Origin of the sequence: Bacillus ndiopicus, assembly GCF_000612805.1 — a bacterium.
Lineage (GTDB): Bacteria > Bacillota > Bacilli > Bacillales_A > Planococcaceae > Metasolibacillus > Metasolibacillus ndiopicus.
This window is the reverse complement of the sequence record NZ_HG964403.1, coordinates 504,760-523,687: the sequence shown is the minus strand read 5'-3', so window position 1 is coordinate 523,687 and position 18,928 is coordinate 504,760. Positions and strand designations below refer to the sequence as shown.

Annotated in this window: 21 protein-coding genes; all 21 read right to left on the bottom strand. The window is 33.6% G+C overall.

Annotated elements, in window-relative coordinates; translation table 11 throughout:
• Positions 1-122 precede the first annotated feature (122 nt).
• On the bottom strand, positions 123-305 hold the full coding sequence (locus tag TY13_RS02315) for a hypothetical protein (RefSeq protein WP_042471163.1): 183 nt from the start codon (positions 303-305) through the stop codon (positions 123-125).
• Positions 306-697: 392 nt separating this feature from the next.
• Complete coding sequence (locus tag TY13_RS21225) at positions 698-868, bottom strand: nuclease-related domain-containing protein (RefSeq protein WP_081796905.1); 171 nt, start codon at positions 866-868, stop codon at positions 698-700.
• A gap of 6 nt (positions 869-874) precedes the next feature.
• Positions 875-1,012, bottom strand: a complete 138-nt coding sequence (locus TY13_RS20520; protein ID WP_154661496.1) for a hypothetical protein — start codon at positions 1,010-1,012, stop codon at positions 875-877.
• 60 nt (positions 1,013-1,072) lie between these two features.
• On the bottom strand, positions 1,073-1,621 hold the full coding sequence (gene hpf, locus TY13_RS02310) for a ribosome hibernation-promoting factor, HPF/YfiA family (RefSeq protein ID WP_042472346.1): 549 nt from the start codon (positions 1,619-1,621) through the stop codon (positions 1,073-1,075).
• A gap of 154 nt (positions 1,622-1,775) precedes the next feature.
• Positions 1,776-2,165: a PilZ domain-containing protein gene (locus TY13_RS02305; RefSeq protein ID WP_042471160.1), complete on the bottom strand. Its 390-nt coding sequence runs from the start codon at positions 2,163-2,165 to the stop codon at positions 1,776-1,778.
• A gap of 381 nt (positions 2,166-2,546) precedes the next feature.
• Positions 2,547-2,951 carry a flagellar export chaperone FliS gene (fliS, locus tag TY13_RS02300; RefSeq protein ID WP_042471157.1) on the bottom strand — a complete coding sequence of 135 codons (405 nt, stop codon included), beginning with the start codon at positions 2,949-2,951 and terminating at the stop codon, positions 2,547-2,549.
• Between the two features lie 213 nt (positions 2,952-3,164).
• A complete protein-coding gene (locus tag TY13_RS02295; protein WP_042471155.1) occupies positions 3,165-3,710 on the bottom strand; it encodes a competence protein ComK in 546 nt (181 codons plus the stop codon).
• A 640-nt stretch (positions 3,711-4,350) separates the two neighbouring features.
• Positions 4,351-6,057: a phospho-sugar mutase gene (locus TY13_RS02290; RefSeq protein WP_052344206.1), complete on the bottom strand. Its 1,707-nt coding sequence runs from the start codon at positions 6,055-6,057 to the stop codon at positions 4,351-4,353.
• Positions 6,054-7,328 (bottom strand): glucose-6-phosphate isomerase, encoded by a 1,275-nt coding sequence (locus tag TY13_RS02285; RefSeq protein ID WP_042471152.1) that lies wholly within the window; start codon positions 7,326-7,328, stop codon positions 6,054-6,056. Before TY13_RS02285 ends, TY13_RS02290 begins: the two co-directional genes overlap by 4 nt.
• A 605-nt stretch (positions 7,329-7,933) precedes the next feature.
• The gene (locus tag TY13_RS02280; protein ID WP_042471149.1) at positions 7,934-8,131 is read right to left on the bottom strand and encodes a hypothetical protein; all 198 of its coding nucleotides are present in this window, start codon (positions 8,129-8,131) and stop codon (positions 7,934-7,936) included.
• Between the two features lie 149 nt (positions 8,132-8,280).
• Complete coding sequence (gene fliS, locus TY13_RS02275) at positions 8,281-8,673, bottom strand: flagellar export chaperone FliS (protein ID WP_154661516.1); 393 nt, start codon at positions 8,671-8,673, stop codon at positions 8,281-8,283.
• A 37-nt stretch (positions 8,674-8,710) separates the two neighbouring features.
• Positions 8,711-9,070, bottom strand: a complete 360-nt coding sequence (locus TY13_RS02270) for a flagellar protein FliT (RefSeq protein ID WP_042471143.1) — start codon at positions 9,068-9,070, stop codon at positions 8,711-8,713.
• Between the two features lie 12 nt (positions 9,071-9,082).
• Complete coding sequence (gene fliD, locus TY13_RS02265; RefSeq protein WP_042471140.1) at positions 9,083-11,449, bottom strand: flagellar filament capping protein FliD; 2,367 nt, start codon at positions 11,447-11,449, stop codon at positions 9,083-9,085.
• Positions 11,450-11,476: 27 nt separating this feature from the next.
• The gene (locus tag TY13_RS02260; protein WP_042471139.1) at positions 11,477-11,866 is read right to left on the bottom strand and encodes a flagellar protein FlaG; all 390 of its coding nucleotides are present in this window, start codon (positions 11,864-11,866) and stop codon (positions 11,477-11,479) included.
• Positions 11,867-12,524: 658 nt separating this feature from the next.
• Positions 12,525-13,502: an NAD-dependent epimerase/dehydratase family protein gene (locus TY13_RS02255; RefSeq protein ID WP_042471136.1), complete on the bottom strand. Its 978-nt coding sequence runs from the start codon at positions 13,500-13,502 to the stop codon at positions 12,525-12,527.
• A gap of 48 nt (positions 13,503-13,550) precedes the next feature.
• Positions 13,551-14,249 carry a WbqC family protein gene (locus tag TY13_RS02250; RefSeq protein WP_042471134.1) on the bottom strand — a complete coding sequence of 233 codons (699 nt, stop codon included), beginning with the start codon at positions 14,247-14,249 and terminating at the stop codon, positions 13,551-13,553.
• Between the two features lie 28 nt (positions 14,250-14,277).
• The gene (locus tag TY13_RS02245; RefSeq protein WP_042471131.1) at positions 14,278-14,970 is read right to left on the bottom strand and encodes a metallophosphoesterase family protein; all 693 of its coding nucleotides are present in this window, start codon (positions 14,968-14,970) and stop codon (positions 14,278-14,280) included.
• Positions 14,951-15,922 carry an ATP-grasp domain-containing protein gene (locus TY13_RS02240; RefSeq protein WP_042471128.1) on the bottom strand — a complete coding sequence of 324 codons (972 nt, stop codon included), beginning with the start codon at positions 15,920-15,922 and terminating at the stop codon, positions 14,951-14,953. The genes TY13_RS02245 and TY13_RS02240 overlap by 20 nt, the downstream gene beginning before the upstream one ends.
• Positions 15,923-15,929: 7 nt before the next feature.
• Positions 15,930-16,793, bottom strand: coding sequence for an NAD-dependent epimerase/dehydratase family protein (locus TY13_RS02235; protein ID WP_042471125.1), 864 nt, complete (start codon positions 16,791-16,793; stop codon positions 15,930-15,932).
• 22 nt (positions 16,794-16,815) lie between these two features.
• Positions 16,816-17,550, bottom strand: coding sequence for a class I SAM-dependent methyltransferase (locus TY13_RS02230; RefSeq protein WP_230199364.1), 735 nt, complete (start codon positions 17,548-17,550; stop codon positions 16,816-16,818).
• A complete protein-coding gene (gene rffA / locus TY13_RS02225) occupies positions 17,537-18,658 on the bottom strand; it encodes a dTDP-4-amino-4,6-dideoxygalactose transaminase (protein WP_042471122.1) in 1,122 nt (373 codons plus the stop codon). The genes TY13_RS02230 and rffA overlap by 14 nt, the downstream gene beginning before the upstream one ends.
• Positions 18,659-18,928: the final 270 nt, after the last annotated feature.

Here is an 18,928-nt window from a genome sequence, read left to right as displayed (position 1 = left end):
TTATCTATAGAGGTGGTGCAAACATTCGTGTATTATAAAAAGTCGATACTTAACACCCCATTTCGAAGGATTCATTTCATTCCATTGGAAATTATCGGGATTAATTGGCGCTTTTTCTTATTTTATTGGCGATTCCAATTAATATGGTATTTTCTAGACTTTTTCTCCCCGACATAAAGCAACCCCAGCTTTTTTAAAAAACGCTTCGCCGCGTGAATAGAATCAATTCCTAAAAATGTTCTAAATTTCTCATTCGAAATCCTCTCACCTACTAACAAACTATAATCACTCAAAGCCTGCTGCATTAAAGTCCCATCACCTTTCAACGCACAAGCGATGCAAATAAAATTGCCATGCTTAAAATGCATCTATACCGTACATTGACTGCATAATACGCCTTTTTGCATCAAACAAGCATCAATATTTAATTTAGATTGCTTGGAAACTTTCATTTGAAGTAATTGTTGTAGAAGAGGTTCAAGCTGGTCGCTTGTTACACAGGGCTGGTATGAGGAAAGTAGCTTGCGAACATAAAATTCTAGTCCATTACTATGAATAATCGGTGCATTTTGTGGCGATCGCTTAATAATGGTTTTGGATGGGCCAAAACGACAACGCAAAGAATTAGGAGTGTAGATATTTGTTGCTTAAGTATCCGCTGATGACGCTGAACTTGATTAAATGGATTGTGAAACCCTCACTTCGACCTACGTTTAAATTGATATGTAGTATCATCTATCGCAATAGAACCTGTAATGTTTTTAATCTCTAAAATGAGCAGGAATATAGAACAAAGAAAAATAGTATCCATTTGATAAGTAGAAGTTTGAAAATCGTGGAATAAAAAATAGGGCTCTATTAATTGCATATCGTCTCACTGCCGGTCAATATAAGATTCTCCTATTAATCCTTGTTGCACACGAGTCAATTCATCATTATATTCGAAAAATCCTCGGCGAGCTGCCGCAAGCATTGCCTCCCTAACGGATTTTCCGCGTTGTAAAACAATCACACCATTCCTCCTTTGGAAATAGTAAAGCTGCTAGAAAAACTCCTAGCAGCTCTTTTAAGTTTAGTTTGTTTCAATTAAGCCGTATTTACCATCTTTACGTTTGTAAACGATGTTTGTACTGTCTGATTCAGCATCTGTAAAAATGTAGAAATCATGACCAAGCATGTTCATTTGTAAAATAGCTTCTTCTTGATCCATTGGTTTTAAGTTAAATTGTTTTGTACGAACGATTGCGTACTCTTCTTCTTCAGCAGTAGGTTCATTTTGTGCGACAGTTGCAAAGTATACACCTGCTCCTTCACGATCGCGGAATTTACGATTTACCTTTGTTTTATGTTTACGGATTTGGCGCTCTAACTTATCGACGATTAAATCAACAGCTGCGTACATATCGCCATTGCGCTCCTCAGCACGAAGCGTTAAATTTTTCATTGGAATTGTTACTTCCACTTTTGTTTGTTTATCGTTATACACTTTTAAGTTAACGTTAGCGCTTGCGTTCATATCATCGTTGAAATAACGTTCAACCTTCTCAATTTTATTTTCAACATACTCACGAATCGCTGGAGTTACCTCGATGTTCTCTCCACGAATATTAAAGTTTAGCATATGAACTCCTCCTTTATTTAAGGCTATATTAATATGTTTCGACATTGTAAAGAATTCTCCTTCTTTTTTTAAAATTCTTTTTCAAATATCGACATTTTTTTTATTACCCTTAAAATAAGTTTAGAAAACAGCTATTTACATTAACAAAATCATATTATGTGTTTTTTGGTTTAAACACTTCTTTTCTTCGTCGCATTTTTAATTCACTGATAATTAAACTCTCAATAGCTGCTTGCTCTTGGAATACAATCCCATACTGCTTTCCTTTCCCAAATGCTTTAGTCCAAACAATCTCACCAATTCCAACAATTTCACTAGAATCTAAGACAAATTGAACTTCAAGAAGTGGAATTTTATTGCCAATATCATTAAAATTTGTTTCCGCAAACATTTTAATACCATGTGGACTTATATCTAGTATGCTCGCATCAAAAATTTCAACATTATCCTTCACAACTGACTGACCATTTATAAGCACTTTTACTTTTGCTTGTATTGGCTCATCAAATGAAAAACGAAAGCTTTCTTGTCTTTTAAAAAACATATAACCCCTCCTAAACACATGCAAGCTTTTATCCCGCATTAACGGACAGTAGTTTTTACTGCAATTAGTAATCACAAAATTAAGACGTCCTCTTCAAGACTTGAGAAAAACAAAAGGATAGTTGTCCGTAAAAGCCCGATTGGTGAAAGCTAATAATCATTGAGGATGAGGAAAAACCCCACTGATTGAAGTTTCGCTTTATCCTACTTTCATTATTCACGAAGCTCTAATAGTCGTCTATCATCTTTATCACTATTTTACAAGTACAGATAATAGTATTTTATACCCAAATAAAAAAGACTATAATATAGTGAAATAATTACATTGAATAATATGTAAATATCCACAAAGCGCACTCATCGCCTTGTGGATATTGGTAAGTTATACTTGCTGCGTGTTATTGTACTGTTGTTGACGTGTAATTTTCAATACTTCTTTCCATGTATCACGGAATTCTGTCATTAAGCCTTCAACTTCCACTATAATAGCTGTATCATTTTTTGTATTTGCTTCAATTAAGCGACGACTCATATATTCATACAATGGTAGCATTTGCTTGGAAATTTCAATATCCATATTTAAAGTTGACATTAATTCAGCAATTATAGCCTGCGCCTTTAAAATATTCTTATTTTTTTCTTCGAAGTTTTTTTCTTCAATCGCCCTTTTTGACTTCACTAAAAATTTTAAACAACCATTATATAACATAAGTGTTAGCTCACCTGGCGATGCTGTTGTAACGCTATTTTGTTTATATGCATTAAATGCAGATGTATGTGCTGACAATGGTTGACATCCCCTTTTTTAAATTACATTCTATTTATTATTATTTTATACTATAAAGGATAGCATTAATTAGTAGAAAAGCAACGTTTTTGTGAAATAGTCAGGATGATTTACCTTTATTTTTAAAATATTTTTGATTATTAAGAAGCAGAAAGTGGATACGATCCTCTAATCTATTACACCTCAACGCAGATTAGGAAAATTGTAATTAACTTAAATAAGAAGTGGGTTTCCTGCTTTTAAATCGATTGTTTCATATTCCGATAAACGCTCTAAAACAATTGAAGACATATGTTGTGCACGCTGCTCCATTTTTGCCCTTAATAAATGCGCATGGTCCACACGCTTTGTAAATGCTTTAAAGCATACAGGTACGATAAAGCTTCTTCCATTTGTTAAAATAATTTTTGTTCTCCTATTTCCATCATCTTCAAAGTGACTTAAACAATGTAACGCAATCCACACACTTGATGGAGAAGTAATTGACTCACTTGGGAACCAATAAATATTTTGTGCTGGATTAATCGCAATCGGATACATATGAACATTTCCTAGAACCGCTCGTGATCCGTCCCTTGCTCCCCGATAGCTCGACCCAAAATGCTTTAAATTATACTCCACTAACTTCTGCTTCGACATAGCTACGTATAAAATACAATCCTTTTCAATAACGATGGAAAAATATTCTCCAAACTCATTTGTCCCCTCAGCTAACATTGCTGTTTCAGTAGTAAAAATATAGTTTTTCAATACATCCATAATACCCCTCCTTAAGTTTATGCAAAAGGAATGCACCATAAAAATTGGTATATATTGCATCAAAAGTTTTGAAAGATATAACTTTCATCCATTACATCTTGGCTAACAAAAGACACTTGCTAAATTAAAAATACTATTAAATCATTTGTTTTGAAATTATTTAATGCTCTCCCCCTCTACAATTATCTTGTGACTGTTGTTAGTAGAAATCTACAGAAAATCGGTCACACTAAAAGTAAAATAATGTAATATTTATACAAGTTTTCTATATACTATACCATTGTACCTAGTATGTCCACATGTTTTATTAAAATATCTATAAATCGACAAAAGCTTTCAAAATTAGACAAAATAAAACCGCATAGATTCAATTTTTTATTGATTCCATGCGGTAAATTAAATTGATTATACTTGCTGTGTGCCGCCATATTGCTGCTGACGGGTAATTTTTAGTACTTCCTTCCATGTATCACGGAACTCCGTTACTAAACCTTCTATCTCGCCAATAATCGATACACTGTTCTGGATAGATGTTTTTTAAATATTATTGACCGAAAAAGCTTTGTTAAACCTTAAGTCCTACAACTTAAACTACAAAATAATAACTTTGTAAAAATCACAAAATTACTGTTACATTCACTTATTTAACCAACTTCAACACAGCCTGCACCATTATCTCCAATTTATCCTGCGCTGCCTCCATCGTCTCATCCACAACGCCAATATAAAACTTACATTTCGGTTCTGTACCAGATGGACGAACTGCAATCCATGTACCGTCTGCTAAAATAAACTTCAGCACATTTTCCTTTGGTAATGTGAGGTTCTCTGTCTCACCATTTGCTAAGGTTGCTTTGCCTGTTAAATAATCTTCTACACATTGTACAGCCAAGCCTGCTATCTCATTCGGGATACTTTGACGTAAACACTGTAAAATTGCTTGCATTTCTTCTTGTCCATTTTTGCCCTCAAATATCTGAGATATAAGTGTTTCTTGGTAATAGCCAAATTTTTGATATAGATATTCTAATTGATCTAATAACGTCTCGCCTTGTAATGCATAGAATGCCGCCATTTCTGCTACTTTTAATGCCACTTGCACTGCATCCTTATCGCGTACAAATGTTTCGATTAAATAGCCGTAGCTTTCCTCGTAACCAAATAAATAGGTGTGCTCGCCTGTTGCTTCATATTGAGCAATTTTTTCAGCGATGTATTTAAAACCTGTCAATGTATTTTCCGTCATTACATTAAAGCTTTCGGCGATTTTCGCACCGAGCTCCGCTGTCACAATCGTTTTGACTATTATACCATTGCTAGGTAATGTACCATTTTGCTGCTTCGTTGTTAATAAATAATGCAATAATAATGCGCCTAACTGATTCCCTGTTAATAGTTCATAACGGACACCGTTCCACACAGCAACACCTAAACGATCCGCATCAGGATCTGTTGCTAATAAGAGCTCCGCTCCGATTTGTTGTCCTTGCGCCATTGCTAATGTAAATGCAGCTGCTTCCTCTGGATTTGGATAAGGGATTGTTGGAAATGCGCCATCCTGCACTACTTGTTCCTCAACAATTGCTACATCCGTAAAACCAAACGCTCGCAAACCTTCTCTTACAGGTGCTAACCCTGCACCATGTAACGGTGTATAGACAAGCTTCATATCCAATGCGACTTCCCGTGTCTCCTTTAATGTAATAAGCTGCTTCAAATATGACGCATCCAATTCTGCCAATAACCATGTAAGAAGACTTTGCTCTTCAAGCGCTGACACTTCTGCTACTTCAATTGCAAAAATATCCTCGATGCTGTTCATATGTTGTATAATCTCATTTGCAGTCTGCGGTGTTAATTGTGCACCATCCTCGCCGTACAACTTAAAGCCGTTATACTGCTTGGGATTATGGCTTGCTGTAATGATAACACCTGCAAAAGCATTTAGTTCACGTACAGTAAACGACAACTGTGGTGTTGGACGTGGCTCTTGATAAACATAAGCCCGTATGCCATGTGCACCTAACACACGCGCCGTTTCACAAGCAAACTCATACGAAAAATGTCGTGTATCATATGCAAGGACTACACCGCGAGCCTTTGCAGCCTCCCCATTTGCCGCTACATAACGCGCAAGCCCCTCTGCTGCACGGCGAATTGTATAGATATTCATACGATTTGTACCAGCACCAAGCACGCCACGCATTCCTCCTGTACCAAACGATACATATTGATAAAATCGATCCTCCATCGCCTGCTCGTCTGAAGCAATCTCTACTAGTTCATCGGCTAAGTATCTAGGCAATAATTGCTGTGTCCATTGTCTATATAAATTGTTTACGCTCACTCCGTTACCGCCTTTTCTTCTTGCAATAATTCTAGCATTTTACGTTTATACGCCTCTACCCCTGGTTGATTGAAAGGATTTACTTCTAATAAGTAAGCACTCATTGCACAAGCTTTCATAAAGAAGTAAATTAAATAGCCAAGATGATACGCATCTAGCTTTGGTAGTTCAATTTGAATTACTGGTACATCCCCCTCTGCGTGGGCTAATGCCGTCCCTTGTTTTGAAATCGCATTAATCTCATTAAATGTGCGATTTGCTAAGTAGTTTAAGCCATCTTCATCACGCACATCATAAGGCACTTCCATATCACCTTCAATTTCATGGAAATGAAGCAAGGTTTCAAATAAAATACGACGACCGTCTTGAATATACTGTCCAATCGCATGTAAATCAGTTGAAAACGTCACTGTTGAAGGATACAGCCCTTTATGGTCTTTCCCTTCACTTTCACCAAATAATTGTTTCCACCATTCATGAAACTTGCTTAATCCAGGCTCAAACGAAGCAAGGAGCTCATTTGTGTAGCCTTGTTCATACAACATATGACGCATAACTGCATACTTATATGCATCATTAAACGCTAAATCCTTCTCTGCAAGCTCTGTCGCAGCATGGCGTGCCCCATCCATTAATTCTTGAATATCAATACCAGCTATAGCTACAGGCAATAGACCGACTGCTGTTAAAACAGAATAGCGCCCTCCTACATCATCTGGAATGACAAACTGTCGATACCCCGTCTTATCTGCAATTTCCTTTAAAATACCCTTCTTCTCATCTGTCGTTACGATAATACGCTCTACAGCTTTATCCCCATAACGCCCTTCCATATATAAGCGTAATACACGGAAAGCAAGCGCAGGCTCCATCGTCCCACCTGATTTTGAAATGACATTCACATACACCTGTTTACCATCTAGATATGCCAGCAACTCCTTGATATAAGCACCACTCATATTCAACCCAGCGTAGACAATCTCAATGCCACCTTTGGGCAAACCAAAATACGGTGCTAATGCTTCTTGAATCGCTCGTGCGCCTAAAAATGAACCACCAACACCAATAACAACAAGCACATCTGCACAAGCTTTGATTTCGCTCGCAACATAATTAATAGAATTGATTAAGTTTTCTTGATTTTGGAATGGGAAACCAATCCAACCAGTTGCCTGATGCTTTAATAATGTGTGATGGATTTTTTCCACTTGTTCTCTATAAATTAGTATATCATCATTACTTATTTTAGAATAAAGGGATAATGCGTTCATAAATTCACCCTCAGTTTCTATATTGACATATAATAAGCTTCATTAGTTAATACATTTATCAGATATTTCAGAGTAGAGTGTACATTCGCAAATATGTTTGTAGTGTACATTCCCCCTGAATCCGTGTTATTTTTTTACATTATCACTATAGTATTGAAATACAATTATTAATTTTCGCTTCTTCACAAATTAATAGAATAACGACAATTTCAAATGAAGTAATTTTATAACTAAGAACCTATAAAATCCCCAAAAATCCATTGTCACTTCACTCTCAGAAGAGCTAAATACTAATAGTCACGATTCACTTACTTTATCATAACTTGCTTTATGCGGTTCCAAAGAAATATCTCCCTTTAAACAATTTGCTTAAAATGCTTCCTTTGCCAAGTTTTACACCATCGTGGAATAAATAATTCTTCCATATGTATATCTAATCATAATTATTGTATAGGTGAAGGTTTCAATGCATTAGCTCCTCTATTCCATACAGCCAAATGTTTAAACACTCACTTTAGGCTACTTTAACCCTTCTATTTTTCCATACCCTCAAGTTGTAAATCAACAAAAAATCTACTATTAAGTTTACGTGAAACTTATTTGTTTCAGCCTAAATTATCTGTGACACCTAAGGCATCTGTATAAATTTTTATCTTTCTATGTTTATCGGCAACAATTATTGAGTCTGAAGAAAGCCCCACATCACATCGTTTCCACAGTATTCCCTCTGCACCAATTGGCAACAATTGCAAGCTACACAAACCTTGCCATACAGCTAACAATGATAACTCTGCTTTGTTCAATTTGATTTTTCATAAGTTTATCATACCTGATGATACAGCCGAAAAGTATATGTATTTTGCATTTTAATTCACCAATCAAGCTACCCATTATATAGAAAAAACCGCATAGACTTAGAATTCCATCACATCTATGCGGTCATATTCATTTATTATATTTGCTGTGTGCCACCATATTGCTGCTGACGGGTAATTTTTAGTACTTCCTTCCATGTATCACGGAACTCCATTACTAAACCTTCTACCTCGCCAATAATCACAGTACTATTTTGGATGTTTGCTTCAACTAGGCGACGATTCATATATTCATACAATGGCAACATTTGCTTAGAAATTTCAATATCCATGTTTAATGTAGCCATCAGCTCAGCAATTATTGCCTGGGCCTTTTGAATATTTGTGTTTTTATCTTGAATATTTTTTTCTTCAATAGCTACTTTCGCTTTCCCTAGAAATTTAATACAACCATTGTACAGCATTAACGTCAATTCACCTGGTGAGGCAGTCGTTACACTATTTTGTTTGTATGCATTGTAAGCGTTCATTTGTGCTGTCAATCACGACACTCCTTTAATGCTTTAGTTATTGCTTATTATCGTAATAACGCCCATCCATCGTACTAACACTTGCATATGGATTGATATATTGCTTCTCATTCTTTTTGGCATTGTTTAAATCTTTCATATCTTCTTTCACAGCTTCCATTACCTTATTCAGTCGTTCACGGATACCTTTATCAAGCTCAGCTAGCATTTGATGAGCGCGATTTGCACTATCAAATTTAAAGCCATCAGCTAACAAGCCTTGCATACAAGCACCTCGTTCCTCAAGTAAACTATCGATTTGCTCGATATATTCATCCCGTTCTTCCCCTGAAGAAATTTCTGTTAAATGCTGATATAGCTTCGCTGATACTTGGAGAAGTTGTTGAAGTTTATCCATTTATTAAACCCCTTATTGTTGTCCCATACCTGGGAATAACATTGCAGATTGTTGGTTTGCTTTATTAATAGCTGCCTCCATTGCGCCAAATTGTTTCCAATAGCGAGCTTCAATCATTTTTAGTTTATCTTGCCATGTGGAAATGCGCTTCTCAGTATCTTGCAAGCTCTTACCAATTAAATATTGGTTATCTGTCATCGTAGCACGACCAGCTTTTTTCTCAATAGAAATTTCGAATGACTTCATTGAGTCACGTAATTTATCAAGATAGCCGCGTGTATCAACTGTTTTCCCATCAATTACTGCATCTTTTTTACCGTCTGAATTATTAAATAGACGTTCCACTGCGTCCGAATCTTCCTCTAACGCTTTACGCAGTTTCGCTTCATCAATTTCTAATGTGCCACCCTCATTATAATTTTTAGAGGTTGTAATACCGATACTGAAGAGAGTTTTAAATTTCGAATCCTCTAAGCCTGGATTCGATTCATAAATAAGTGCGCGCATTTTAGATAATCCATTGTTAATTAATTCGTCATTGCGTAATAAACCACTCTTTGCCTTTTCTTCCCAAAGCTTAATTTCACTTTCCTTCATTTCTTCTTTTTGGTCTGGCGATAATGGAGTATAGTCACGATATTTCGCTTCAGTCGTTTGATCCTTTAACTCTTTAATTAAACCGTTATAGGTGTTAACAAAATCTTTAATTTTATTCATCATCTCATCTACGTTTGTAGTAGAAGTTAGTGTAACAGGGCTTTCTGTTGCTCCAGGCACATTGCTCACTTTACCTGGATCACCAGTTGTATAATCAGTGCCAAATTGATTTTTATAAGCATCTTTAAAGTCAACTTCCGCCTTCGCTTGACGGTCAACAAGTGCTTGATAAGCATTTTCTGCTGCTGTTTTTTCTTTTAACTTCGCATCGTGGTCTGTTTGTGCCGTTGCTAAAGCTGTTAGTTTATCAAAATCTGAATCTGAAGTTTGACGCAATGTTTCCTTTTGCTTTTCGCTCAGCTTCGATAACTTTTCAGCTAAAGCTTTCTCTTCGACAGTGCCATTTTCCTTCCAAGCATTAATTTGATTATCAAAATCTTCTTTTGTAGAAGGTAAAGCTTTGACTAAGCCTTTTTCTTCATCTGTTAAACCGTTTAAGAACGAGCGACCTAATGTATTATATACTGACTGAGCCGATAAACTTTGAATTTTTTCATAATCTAAAGAGCCGATCGCTTTAAATTGATCAAAATTAATATTTGCACCCTTTAATTTGGCTTTTAAATCAGCATCTGTAGAATTATCATTTAACCAAGCTTCATATTCCGTTTTATCGGCAAATGTTTTCCCAGAAATCGTTTGCACTTCTGCTTCTGATAAATTACGTGCAAATTGTGGATTACTAATTTTATCAAATGCTACTTTATTAGCATTTGTTAGCTCTACTGTACCAAATAATGCATTTTTAGCATCATCATAGCTATTTTTCGCCGTTGTATATGCATCACCAGCTGCATTTTTCGCAGCTAATTTATCAGCAATCATTTGATTATATTCTGCTGTTGTTGTATTTTTCCATTCTTCATGCGCTGCGTTGTAGCGTATAGCAGTTGCCTGTGCTCCATTGAAAGTTGACTTTAAAGTAATACTATATCCATTAATTGAAAACGTATTTGTTGAGCGCTCTGTTGCGATACCGTTTATTTGGAAAACCGCATTTTTCCCCTCAACTTTATCAATAGTATCATTTACTGAAAAACCTAATTGATCAAAAATTGCTTGTCCACTTGTAATTTCAATTTCATCACCTGATTTGTTATCTCCAGTGTTTTTCGCAGTAAATGAGAAACGACCATTTTCAAACACTGCTGATACACCAGCTCCACTCTCATTCACTTTTTTCACAAAAGCGTCTACTGTCATATCAGATGTAATTTCAATTTTTGTAGCTTCCTTTGCCATTGTCCCATCACTTTGAATGGCTTTTAGCTCAATTGTTCCTGTAGCGCCTAATTCATTCATCTTTGTTGAACCATTTGCACTAACTTGTGATCCTGTGATGCGAGCTGCTTGTGCTAATTGTGAAACACCTTCAATGGAAAGAGTCCCAGTCGCTTTACTAGTTGCACTTGCTGAAACTAAGCTTGAATTTGAACTTGATGCTGTTTTAGTATTTAAAGATTTCAATACTAAATTATCGGCAATATACGTATCAAATGTTTTTAATTTTTTATTGACATCACGATAAGCATCACGTTGCCATTCATAGCGTTGTTTACTTTGTAAAAGCTTGTTCAGCGGTGCTCTTTCTGCTGTCATTAATTTTTTTACTAACTCATCAATATCCATACCTGACGCTAATCCGCCAATTCGCATTACCATAATTTATTCCTCCATATTCTCGTTCTATTATATTCTCTTATCTACAATCATACCGAACAACTTTTGCATTTCATAAAAAGCATCCAAAAGCTTCTTCGGCGGAATTTCTTTTATTACTTCCTCCGTGTCTCGGTCTACTACGGTTATATAATAGCGATCTAAACCATCATGATACATGAACTTAGCAGCATTATTATGAATCTCTAGCATTTTATTCATTGTTTCAACTGCTTCTTGCACTTTTACTTTTATCTCTTCATCAGTACTTGGCTGTTGGACTTGCTCAATATTAAGTACATTCTTGTGCATTGTAGCTTCGCTTCCTTGCTTTGCTACATCTTCTACTTTTGGTGTACTTGAAGCTATTGATTTATTAAGAGCAACTGCACTTGTATCTGCATTCCCTGTAATACGCATATTTTCATCCTCCTTGAATCTAATACAGATATCCTTACTACTCTTATCGGTTGAAAAAATGAGAATTTCAGTTTTTTTATGAAACGTTGTTAAAGTTTAAATTTCAGTAAAAAAATAGTAATATCTTAATATTACTATTTGATATTCTGATTCAGCTATTATTTCACCAGAAAGAAACTAGTCTACCACCTCATCTGGCTCCTTGTGAATGCCTCAAAGTCCATCTTCTAGCATCATTTAACATTGTTTTTAATCATTCAAAATAAATTGGGCTTAATTCTTTCATCATTTTGCTTTTTATTACGCTTGGTGTACCTCTTTAATCTCTTTCGAATAAGGCTTCTTTTTGTTTTTTGATATTTCTAATGCATTTCTTTACTAATTGTGATTTTCCAGCCCGCACAACATGTATCTTCATATGCTTTACCGCTACATATAAACTCTTGAAAATATTATTAATATCGCTTCATCATTAATTAAATTTATACCTTTTAATGTACCCTTCCCCTCAGTCCCTACATTGATATATAATTCAGCTTCAATATAAATGAAAAACCAATTCGCAGCATTACGAATTGGCTTTTATCCCATATATACATCCTAAAATTATACTTGTTATTTTAAGTAATCAAATATAAATAAGCATTTAATAGTTTGATTAGATATCTATACCTATTTTTTTGTACCAATTTAATGTTATAGTATCTTCCGTTTTATTTATTTCGTTCTTTTCCAATTTTTCTAAGATTTCTTTCGCACCAGTAGCAATTGTTCTTTTGGGAGCCCATCCTATCATTCTTTTTATTTTTGAAAAATCGACTTTGTAAGAACGATGATCTGGATCACCATACCATTCAATGATACTTTCAGGATTAACAGTATTTTTTATTACATTCGCCACTTCAATAATCTGATAATTCTCTTCATTTGATCCAATATTAAAAATTTCCCCATTTATCTTCTGTTTTTCAGTATTCATTAAATACATCATACAATCAGTTGTATCTTCAATATGTAAAAATGGCCGCCACTGTTTTCCATCTCGCATTAACGGGAGTTTACCATTTTTCCAAATTTCATAAACCATCGCATTTACCGCTAAATCGAATCGCATCCTTTTGGAAACCCCATAAATAGTTGCCTGTCGCATTATTGTTACACAAAAATCTTCACTTGCTAACTCTAAAATTTCTTGCTCTGCCATACGGTTCGCTTTTGCGTAGGTCGTCAGTGGATTTATTGGAGAATTTTCATCTAGTAATATTTCGTCCTCGTGAAAACCATAAATACTACAAGATGAAGGCAAAATATAACGACTCACTCCTAATTTTCGGGAATACTCCGCAATTTTTACACGTGCTCTATAATTGACTTCGTAAGTTATTTCTTTAAATGCCTCTCCACTCGGATCATTCGATATCGCTACTAAATCAATAACAACATCTACTCCTTGAAGAAGATTAACATCAAAATGTCGAACATCTAACTTTACTTTTGTAAGTTTTTCATGCAAATCTAATTTCTCTTCCCCAAAATAATAGTAATCTACAGCAACTACTTCATGTCCATTTTCTATAAGCTTAGGAACTAATACAGTTCCTATGTAACCTCCAGCACCAGTCACTAAAATTTTCATTTATTAACCTCACATTTTTTAGTATTATAAAAAAATGAAAATCATTTATTAAAAAGCCTTTTTAATATAAAATTTCGCTTCTTTTAATCCAACATTAAACAGCAAGTCTATAATACTAACTGCTGGCTCAAAAGCATCGGACAACTGTGGATATTTAGGATACCCTTCATAATTCATCCATTCAACAACTAACCCATTGCTATTGAATAAATATTCATCTAAATATTTCTTTGCCGCCGGACCTGATACATAATTTGTTGCATCTAATGCTAAACAAATATCTATTAATCTTTGATTTCTCTCGTTTCCCACTTCAAAATTCTCTGAATCAATAATTTTTGTGACAATTTCCAAAACTTCGTTAATCGCTAATATAAAATGTTTATTTACTTGTGATAGGTAGATATATTCTTTACATTCAAAGTATATATTTTCAAGCCAATTTATCACTTCTTCATAAAATGGTGCTTTTCTGTATGACTCTTTTATTTGATTTAAATGATTAACATACCAATCTCTTTTGGAAATCTTAATCTCGTTAATTTTTTTATTTAAACAATCTTTTTTTTCCGTAGGAATTGTCACCCATTTTACACCATTATAAGTAATAATTTTATTTCTGTTTCTCCAGTCATCTTTTGTATACTGGACAATATCATATATAACAAATATATCTACAGTCGATATTAAATCAAAATATCCCTTCCAAGGAATATAATTTGATTGTGAAATTGCTACTTTTTTCAATTAGAAAACCCTTTCTAATAATTCATTATCACATAATAACTGTAGAAGATATTCCTCCACCAATTCTCTGCCCTAAATAAAGGTTTTCAAAAAAATAATTATCAAATCCATTTTTTTTCATATGAAAGGCAATCAAATCAATATCATAGGCCACTCTTATATTTTCTACTAATCCATTTTTGAAGATTGCATATGATGCGGCCGATTTTCCATCCCGCGGTTGCCCAACCGCCCCTGGATTACAGTATAGTTTATTTCCCATATCATAAATTATAGGGACATGCGTATGTCCTGAAAAAAAATATCTGCCTTTTATTGTTTCAAAATAGTCAGTCGAGATACTATATATGTACTCATCTAGGTTATCGTTCCAGCCACCATGTACAAAATTCATATTGTTAAAAACTAGTGAGCTAGAAGTTAAATCTTCTAACCATTTTTTATTGGAAGATGTCAAGACAGTATGTTGAAATTCAAGACATTTATTAGCTGAATTTGATCTTAAACATCTTTGTCCACTTATTAAGTAATAATCGTGATTTCCTTGAAGTGAGTAAATATTTCTTTCTTTGAGTTCTTCTATGCACTCATTTATCATACAGTAATATCCTGCCGTATCACCTAAGCATATGATGTTATCTATACCTCTTCCATCAATATCTTCCAAAACAGCTTTTAACGCAGCATAATTTCCATGAATATCAGATATAATCGCTATCATAATAAATTTTTTCCTTTATGTATCTAATAGCAGAGCCTCTTTTCACTTCTCTTATTTTAGGTATTTGATTTTTCAAGTAATAATCAATACACATTTCTGCCTCATTATATCCAAAGGCATTTCTTATTGAAGTAGATGAAGATACTCTAGGGTTAATCTCTAATAATAAAAATTCCCCTTTATGATATATAAATTGAAAATTAGTAGGACCAATTGGTTTGAAACTTGCTACTAATCGGTCAACTATTGTATCTAACTGGGTACTAATAACTACATTAGCTTTAGATGTAGCTCCATCTGCACCTAATTTTCTTTTTAATGAAATTTTTTGTGAACATGTACCATCACCTAATCCAAAAGCTGCGACAGTATATTCTGAATCCGCATCCCCAACAATTTTTTGGACCATAAATTCTTTTTCTAATTTATTTTTCCAATAATTAAAATCTTCAGGAGTATCAATTTGATGTATCCCTTTAGAAGCGTATGAATTCCTAGGCTTCATTAACATTGGGATATCTAAAGCTAATTTCACTTCATCAAATTCACCATCTATGTAGGTAGGTATTACTGGAAAACCATTTTTAACTAACATTAAATGCGTTAACCATTTATCATTTGCGATTTCAATCAGTTGTCGATTGTTTATTGCAAATTTAGTATCTAATGTACTAAAGTAATCATACTCACGAACAATCCTATTGATATCCTGTTCAATGCCTGGAATGATTAAATCTATATCATATTTCATTATAAGATTCTTCAAAAATTGTGGATATTCTTTAGAATTAGCAAGTACTCCTTGCTCAAAAATATCGCACCACTCTCTTCCAATTGCATCATCATATATATCAGTGCCTATTATAGTAACATCATATTTCGATTGTCTTAAAGACTGTATTATTCCATAGCCTATAATTGCGCCAACACCTGTAACTAATATTTTATACAATCTGTCGTCATTCCTTTACATATAAGGTCTTTTTAATTAACTTCAATCCCTTTTCTAAATCGACTTGTGGTGTATAATTAATTTGTTCATATAATTCATAGCTTGTTTCAGGTATATAAATCGTTTTCAAGCTTTCTTTCTTAGCATCAAAAGTATATTGAATTTTTTGTTCAAAAACTTTTGAGGCAATTTTTACAATTTCACTAAGCGTGTAGCTTTTAATATAACAGCACGGGTATGAGCCTGTAATATCAGAGAATATTACCTTTTCTATAATATTAACTAAATCCTTAATAAATATGTAATTACGTTTTACATCAAGATTTCCCCAGAAAGTAATTTCGCTTTTTTTACTTACTTGGTCAATGATAGAATATAGTAGCCCCTGATGCTTTTTTTGTTCACCTGCTTCATCATAAATTTGACTAGGAAGCAATTCACAAAAATCAATATTATATTGTTTACAAAGTAATTTAAAATATTCACTTGCAAAACTTTTAGAAATACCATATGAATTATAGTATTCATTTTCTTTATTTGAGTACATAGATATACTTGAGAGATTTATTATTCTTCGACATTTTGTATTTAATGCTAAATCGACTATTTTAACAGCACCCATAGTGTTAATTTTCAAATTTTTCAAAGACCCTTTAATGCTGTCATCATCAAAACTAGCTGCACAATTAATAATTACATCAAAATTATATCCTTTAACATTATCCTCTAACTGCTCATTTTCTAAATCAAAAAATATATCAGCTTTTTTATTCCTGCCAGTAACATAAACTATACATTTTGTATTTTTTTTTAATTGTTCAATAACTCTTTTTCCAACAATTGAGGTATTACCAACTACTAATATATTCATATGTGTCTTATACTTCCTACTATTAATTATTTAAACTTATCTCCATTAAGATAGCTGCCGAAAGCTCTGGGTAATTCACTCCCACTACTAACATTGCATTTAAAATTTCTTCTGAAAGTTTCAATTCTTTAATTTGGCTTGTAGTAATTGGCTTCAAAAAAACTCCTTCAATAGATTTGATAATAAATCCACATTTTACACATAAATTTTTAAGTGAATCCACATCATAGATTCTTTGGTGTCCCAATGCTAAGTCTGCTGTAGTTAACTCCTTCATATCAGAAATAAGACCCGCCTCTAGTCCTATTCTTTTGTTCAAGCAATCACTATTAGGTACAGCAATGAATACTTTTCCATTCGGTTTTAAAAATTCTTTAAATTTATTTAATATCATATCTGGATTATCTACATGCTCTAAAATAAATCCCATGACAATTACATCAAATTTTTCGGTAGTTTCAAAATCCTCAAAATAGGAATATATAATTTCAATCTGGCTTGTATCATGATTTTGTTTGAATTTAGATATTATTTCCTCAGATCCATCAATCACTACATGTCTTGAAAAATGTTTAGAAAACGAAATCGATGTATAACCGTGCCCTATTCCTAGTTCTAACAAAGATTTTCCCATAGAGGTTTTTTCAATTACTCTTTTAGGATACCAATTTAGTATTAACTCATTATCTAATGCATAAGGAAAATCATTGTCATATGCTTGTGAAAATTTATTTAAATCCATATTATTGGTTCTCATTTGAGTATTTCTCCAATACTTTTATAATATTTTTAAATTCACTTAAACCAAAATATAAAGGAAGCCTTACTAACCTTTCGCTTTCAGAACTTGTAAAATTATCTTCTCCTCTAAATATTCCATATTTCAAACCAGCATTTGCTGAATGTAATGGGACATAATGAAACGTACTTTGAATCTCATTTTGTTTTAGATAGTTCATCAATTTTGTTCTTTCTTCCAAATCTCTTACTTTAAGGTAAAAAATATGCCCATTATGTTCGCATTCATTTGGAATAAAAGGTAATTCAAATTGTTTTATATTCTTTAATTCCTCATAATAACTAGTCCAAATTTCCAGACGTTCTTTATGTAACATTTGAATATTCTCAAATTGTGCAAACAAATACGCTGCAGTTAGTTCATTTGGCAAATAAGAAGATCCAACATCTTGCCAACTATATTTATCTACTTGCCCTCGGAAAAACTGCGAACGGTTCGTCCCTTTTTCTCGAATAATTTCTGCACGTTCAATAAATCTCTTATCATTTATTAAAAGTGCTCCTCCTTCTCCCGAAACAAAGTTCTTTGTCTCGTGGAAGCTATACGTTCCTAAATGTCCGATTGTTCCCAACATTTTCCCTTTGTATTTTGCCATTAAACCTTGGGCAGCATCTTCTACGACAAATAAATTATAACGATCAGCTATTTCCATTATAGTATCCATTTCACATGCAACGCCTGCATAGTGAACTGGAACGATTACTTTAGTTTTACTAGTAATAGCAGCTTCAATTTTTGTTTCATCAATATTCATAGTATCTGGCCTAATATCAACAAATATTATTTTTGCTCCCCGTAATACAAAAGCATTAGCGGTAGATACAAATGTATAAGAAGGCATAATCACTTCATCGCCAGGTTGAATATTTAATAATAAAGCTGTCATCTCTAACGCGTGTGTACAGCTCGTTGTTAATAAAGCTTTCTTTGCTCCTGTATTTTTTTCTAGCCATTCATGACATAGCCTCGTATACTTTCCATCACCACAAAGATGACCATTTTCTATAGCATCTTGTATATACTCTATTTCCCTTCCAATTACAGGTGGTTTGTTAAAAGGAATCATGGTGATAACCTTCTTCCATTATTATTTGATTTAAGTCTAACAAATATCGTCTATAGATATTCTTATCAATATCTTCAAATTTAGCAACTTAATCATTTATTCAAGAGAGTGCTTATATAGACTTTTAGCTTTTTTCCCCTCAGCCGAAATGTTACTAATTGCAAATAATTTTTCAATACTTTAACTAGTTTCATTTTGCAAATAATTGATTGGTCTGTCAATACTAAACTAGACTGAGTAACCCATCTACTAAAGTGACTAAGTATAATT